General features: G+C 70.6%; 8 protein-coding genes. All 8 read left to right on the top strand.

Annotation, left to right across the window (positions count from 1 at the left end):
- Positions 1 to 1,074 (top strand): phage tail tape measure C-terminal domain-containing protein (locus tag BLW17_RS17120; protein WP_280141345.1); only part of this gene is annotated, 1,074 nt, incomplete at its 5' end.
- Positions 1,074 to 1,700: a DUF2460 domain-containing protein gene (locus BLW17_RS17125; protein ID WP_036736626.1), complete on the top strand. Its 627-nt coding sequence runs from the start codon at positions 1,074 to 1,076 to the stop codon at positions 1,698 to 1,700. The genes BLW17_RS17120 and BLW17_RS17125, both read left to right, overlap by 1 nt.
- Positions 1,697 to 2,047, top strand: coding sequence for a hypothetical protein (locus tag BLW17_RS17130; RefSeq protein WP_028031152.1), 351 nt, complete (start codon positions 1,697 to 1,699; stop codon positions 2,045 to 2,047). The genes BLW17_RS17125 and BLW17_RS17130 overlap by 4 nt, the downstream gene beginning before the upstream one ends.
- Positions 2,048 to 2,175: 128 nt before the next feature.
- Entirely contained in the window at positions 2,176 to 2,826 is a 651-nt protein-coding gene (locus BLW17_RS17135) for a lysozyme (protein WP_036736618.1), read from the top strand.
- A gap of 3 nt (positions 2,827 to 2,829) precedes the next feature.
- Positions 2,830 to 3,060 carry a hypothetical protein gene (locus BLW17_RS17140; RefSeq protein ID WP_036736614.1) on the top strand — a complete coding sequence of 77 codons (231 nt, stop codon included), beginning with the start codon at positions 2,830 to 2,832 and terminating at the stop codon, positions 3,058 to 3,060.
- An 86-nt stretch (positions 3,061 to 3,146) separates the two neighbouring features.
- Positions 3,147 to 3,377: a hypothetical protein gene (locus tag BLW17_RS17980; RefSeq protein ID WP_139306062.1), complete on the top strand. Its 231-nt coding sequence runs from the start codon at positions 3,147 to 3,149 to the stop codon at positions 3,375 to 3,377.
- 126 nt (positions 3,378 to 3,503) lie between these two features.
- Entirely contained in the window at positions 3,504 to 4,388 is an 885-nt protein-coding gene (locus BLW17_RS17150; RefSeq protein WP_036736610.1) for a DUF2163 domain-containing protein, read from the top strand.
- Positions 4,385 to 4,641 (top strand): C40 family peptidase (locus BLW17_RS17155; RefSeq protein WP_483140693.1); only part of this gene is annotated, 257 nt, incomplete at its 3' end. The genes BLW17_RS17150 and BLW17_RS17155, both read left to right, overlap by 4 nt.

Here is a 4,641-nt window from a genome sequence, read left to right on the forward strand (position 1 = left end):
CTGAACGGCGTGGTCTCGCGCATCAACGGCTTCATCGGCGGGATCAATCAGGGGCTCGAAGCGCTCGGGTCGGAGCGGCGCATCTCGCTGGTGCCGGACCTCGACCTCGGCGAGATCGAGAACCGTTTCGAGGGCGCGGCCAGCGCTGCGACCACCGCCGCGCAGGCGGCGTTCGACCGGGCCTTCGAGGACAACCCGCTCACCGCGCCTGATCTCGGCCTGACCGAGGCGGCAAACCGGGCGCTCGAGTCCGCGAACCTCTATCGCGGCGCTGCGCGCGATCTGGCCGAAGGGGCCCGCGCGCCGCTGGACAGCTGGCAAGCGCTTCGCGACGCGGTGCGCGGGACCGACGAGGACGGGGCCGATGTGCTGGCCGAGGCCACCGGTGCTGCCGAGCGGTTCGAGACCGCGCTCGAAGGCGCCGGAAGCGCGGCGACCGATGCTGGTGCCGCTGCGGGAGCGGCGGCAGCTGCCGCTGAACCCAATGTCGAGACGGCCGTCACCGGCTGGCAAGCGGTCACGGCCGCGCTGTCGGAGTACGCCAGCAAGGCGCGCGAAATCGGTGGCGACATCGGCCAGAGCCTCGTCGGCGCCTTCCAGTCGGCCGAGAATGCCGTCGGCGAGTTCGTAAAGACCGGCAAGCTGAACTTCCGCGATCTGGTGACGTCGCTGCTGGCCGATCTCGCGAAGCTGGCGGCGCGGCGGTTCATCCTGGGGCCCATCGCGAATGCGATCTCCGGCGTGTTCTCCGGGGCGGGCGGCCTCTTCGCCAGCGTCCTGCATGCGGGCGGGACGGTCGGATCGGCTGGGCCCTCGCGCATGGTCCCGGCCGTGGCCTTCGCCGCTGCCCCGCGAATGCATTCAGGCGGCATGGCCGGGCTTCGCCACGACGAGGTGCCCGCGATCCTGCAGCGCGGCGAGCGTGTGCTGTCGCGGCAGGAGGCGCAGAGCTACGGCGCGGGCGGCGTGAACGTCACGATCATGGCGCGTGACGCCGAGAGCTTCCGCCAGTCCCGCACGCAGGTCGCCGCCGACATCGCTCGCGCGGTCTCGCTCGGCCGGAGGGGCATGTGATGGCGTTCCACGAGGTCCGGTTTCCCGACAACATCAGCCGGGGCGCGCGGGGCGGGCCGGAGCGGCGCACGCAGATCGTCGAGCTCGCCTCGGGCGACGAGGAACGCAACGCCAGCTGGGCCAACTCGCGCCGCCGCTACGACGTCGCCTATGGCATTCGCCGCGCCGACGATCTCGCCACCGTCGTCGCCTTCTTCGAGGCGCGCAACGGCCGCCTGCATGGGTTCCGCTTCAAGGACTGGGGCGATTACAAGTCCTGCCTGCCCTCGGGCATGCCGTCGCCCACAGACCAGGCGATCGGCACCGGCGATGACGCGACGACCGCCTTCCAGCTGGTGAAGCGCTACGCCTCCGGCGCGCAATCCTGGACGCGCGCCATCGCGAAGCCGGTGACCGGAACCGTGCGCATCGCGCTGTCAGGCGTCGAGCAGCCCTCCGGCTGGTCGGTCAACACCACGACCGGCCTCGTCACCTTCGACGCCGCGCCAGGCCTTGGCGTCGCGATCACCGCGGGGTTCGAGTTCGACGTGCCGGTCCGCTTCGACACCGACGCGCTCGACGTGACGCTCGACCTCGAGCGGCTCGGCTCGATCACCTCCATCCCGCTTCTGGAGATCCGGCGATGAACGACACCGGCAGCTTCGTTGCCGCCGTGCTGCGCGAACTCGCGGCCTCGACGGCCGTGATCCTCGCCGCCTGGGGCGCGCTCGGCGGCGCCACGAACGCGCTGACCACCAAGATGCGGCTGCGCGATGCGCTCCGGCACATCCTGCTCGGCGGGCTGATCGCGGCCGGGATGGGCAGCCTCTCCATGGCCGTGATCACCGCCTGGCTCAGTCTGCCGCCCGAGGCGATCCCCGCGGGCGGGGCGGCGGGCTCGGCCGCATATCTCGTCGGCGTCTTCGGCCCGGCCTTTATCGAGATGCTGCTCGCCCGCCTGCGCCGCGCCAACGAAGGCGGCGGCGATGAATGAACTTCTCCGCCTCGCGCGCTCCCTCCGCTGCGAGCCCACCGATCCCTGGCAGGCCTTCCGCCACCGCTTGGCGGTAGGCCTCGCCGTCGCGGCTCAGATCCTGATCCTATCGCTCCTCCGGTAATCCCATGCACATGACCGACCGGGGCCTTCTGGCCCTCGTCCGGCACGAAGGAATCGTGCCCGGACCCTATCTCGATGTGAAACAGGTCTGGACCTTCGGCATCGGCCACACGGCCGCGGCCGGGCCGCCCGATCCCGCCACCATGCCGCGCGGCATGCCCGGCGATCTCGATGCCGGGATCCGCGAGGCGTTCCGTGTGTTCCGGGCCGACCTCGCGCGCTACGAGGCGGCCGTCCTGCGCGCCGTGAAGGTACCGCTGACGCCGCACGAGTTCGATGCGCTGGTCAGCTTCCACTACAACACCGGCGGCATCGCCAAGGCTGCGCTGACCCGCCACCTCAATGCCGGCAATCGCGTTGCAGCCGCCGACGCGTTTCTGAACTGGCGGCGTCCTGCCTCGATCATTCCGCGCCGCGAAGCCGAGCGCGACCTGTTCCGGCATGGCCGCTATCCCGGAGGCACGATCCCGGTCTGGTCGGTGGATCGCACAGGCCGCGTGGACTTCTCGCGGCCGATCCGTCGCCTCACCGAAGACGAGGCTCTGGCCTTGGCTCGCGCTCCGTTGCCGCCGGTCCTCGATCTTGCGCCCCACGCGCCGACCGGCTGGCTCGTTCGGCTGGCCGCCTTCTTCTCCACTCTGATCCGGAGGGCCTGACCCATGCGCTACGTCCGACCCAACTCGCTCACCTGGTGGGCGGGACTTCTCGCCATGCTCACCGGCATCGCCTCCCTCGCGCTGCCCGCGACCGGACCGTTCGCCGAACTGTCCCGTCTCGTCGCGCTGCTCGCCGGCAGCGGCGATGCCTCGCCTGCGGGGCTGATGTTCCTCGGTCTGGGCCTGATCGGCCTGCGCGACCGGATCGAGCGCGGGTTCCGCGGCGATGCTTGAGTTCCTCGTGGGTCTGGTCGTGGGCGGCTGCCTCGGCGTCTTCGTCGCCGCCCTCTGCGTCGCCGCCGCACGGGGGGAGCGGGACGATGGCTGATCTCCTGATCTGGCTGGTCGCAGCTTTGGGCGCAGTCGGCGGCGTCGTCCTCGGACGGGTGTGGGGGCGCGCGGAAGGGGAAAGCGTGGGCAAACGGGAAGCGGAACGCGATGCGATGGAAGACAAGAGCAAGCGCGTCGAGAGAGGGCGCGATGCGATTCACGATGGCCGCCGCGCTGGCGATCCCGCTGACCGGCTGCGCCGCAACGATGGGCGCTGGTGACGCGGGCTGTGCTTCCTATGCCGAGGCGCGGCTCGCCCGGCCTGCAGCAGAGACCGTCGCAGAGGTGCCGTCCGCATGGGCGGACTGGATCGCCGATCTCGACGACCGCATGACGGGAACCTGCCGATGAAATCCCTCTCGCCCGCCTTGCAGGCCCATCTCGATGACGGCACGACGACGCTCGCCTGGTGCTGGCGGATCAGCCGCGCTGACGACGTCACCTACGGCTTCACTGATCACGACAGGACGCTCGCCTTCGACGGGACGGATTTCGAGCCCGAGAGCGGGCTCACGGCCTCCGAGGTGCGCTCGGGCTCGGACCTTTCTGTCGACGCGCAGGACGCCGAGGGCGTGCTGACCTCAGACCGGATCACCGAGACCGACATCCTCGACGGCCGCTGGGACAATGCCGAGGTCGAGGTCTGGCGGGTGAACTGGGTCGACACGAGCCAGCGCGTACTCATGCGCCGGGGCGCCATCGGTCAGATCCGGCGCGGGCGCTTGGCCTTCGTCGCCGAGGTCCGCTCACTCGCCCATGTCCTTGGCCAGACGGTCGGGCGAACCTTCCAGGCGACCTGTGACGCCGCGCTGGGGGATGCGCGCTGCGGCGTCGATCTGGAGAACACGGCGTTCAAGGGCACGGGTGCCGTGATTGACCTTCTGCGCGACCGAACCTTCACCGCCTCGGGAGTGGATGCATTCATCTCCGGCTGGTTCACCTTCGGCACGCTCGAATGGACCAGCGGCGCGAACGCTGGGCGGCGGACGGAGGTGCTCTGCCATGACGTCACGGACGGCGTGGCGATCCTGACCCTGCTCGAGGCGCCGGTGCGCGCGATCGCCGAGGGCGACGGTTTCACCATCCGCGCGGGCTGCGACAAGCGGATCGAGACCTGCGGCGCGAAGTTCGCCAACACCGCCAACTTTCGCGGCTTCCCGCACATCCCCGGCCAGGACGCGGTGCTGCGCTACGCCACCAAGGATGGCGGCCACGAGGGGTCCGTGCTGTGACGCAACCTCTCGCATCGGCCGACCCCGCGCGCGCCATTGCCATCGCACGGTCATGGCTGGGCACGCCGTATCACGACCAGGCGAGCCTGCGCGGTGTCGGCTGCGACTGCCTTGGTTTGGCGCGCGGCGTCTGGCGCGAGGTGGTCGGCCCCGAGCGATTCCCGATCCCGCCCTACAGCCGCGACTGGGGCGAGACGGGCCCGCGCGAGGTGCTGGCCGAGGGTGCGCGCGCCATGATGATCGAAGTGTCGCC

The organism is Paracoccus sanguinis, from assembly GCF_900106665.1.
GTDB classification, from domain to species: domain Bacteria; phylum Pseudomonadota; class Alphaproteobacteria; order Rhodobacterales; family Rhodobacteraceae; genus Paracoccus; species Paracoccus panacisoli.

What these genes read in the sequence shown, in the direction of transcription:
- BLW17_RS17125 (WP_036736626.1), top strand. Translation starts at nt 1,074, where the DNA reads ATGGCGTTCCACGAGGTCCGGTTTCCCGACAACATCAGCCGGGGCGCG.
- BLW17_RS17140 (WP_036736614.1), top strand. Translation starts at nt 2,830, where the DNA reads ATGCGCTACGTCCGACCCAACTCGCTCACCTGGTGGGCGGGACTTCTC.
- BLW17_RS17980 (WP_139306062.1), top strand. Translation starts at nt 3,147, where the DNA reads ATGGCTGATCTCCTGATCTGGCTGGTCGCAGCTTTGGGCGCAGTCGGC.
- BLW17_RS17135 (WP_036736618.1), top strand. Translation starts at nt 2,176, where the DNA reads ATGCACATGACCGACCGGGGCCTTCTGGCCCTCGTCCGGCACGAAGGA.
- BLW17_RS17150 (WP_036736610.1), top strand. Translation starts at nt 3,504, where the DNA reads ATGAAATCCCTCTCGCCCGCCTTGCAGGCCCATCTCGATGACGGCACG.
- BLW17_RS17130 (WP_028031152.1), top strand. Translation starts at nt 1,697, where the DNA reads ATGAACGACACCGGCAGCTTCGTTGCCGCCGTGCTGCGCGAACTCGCG.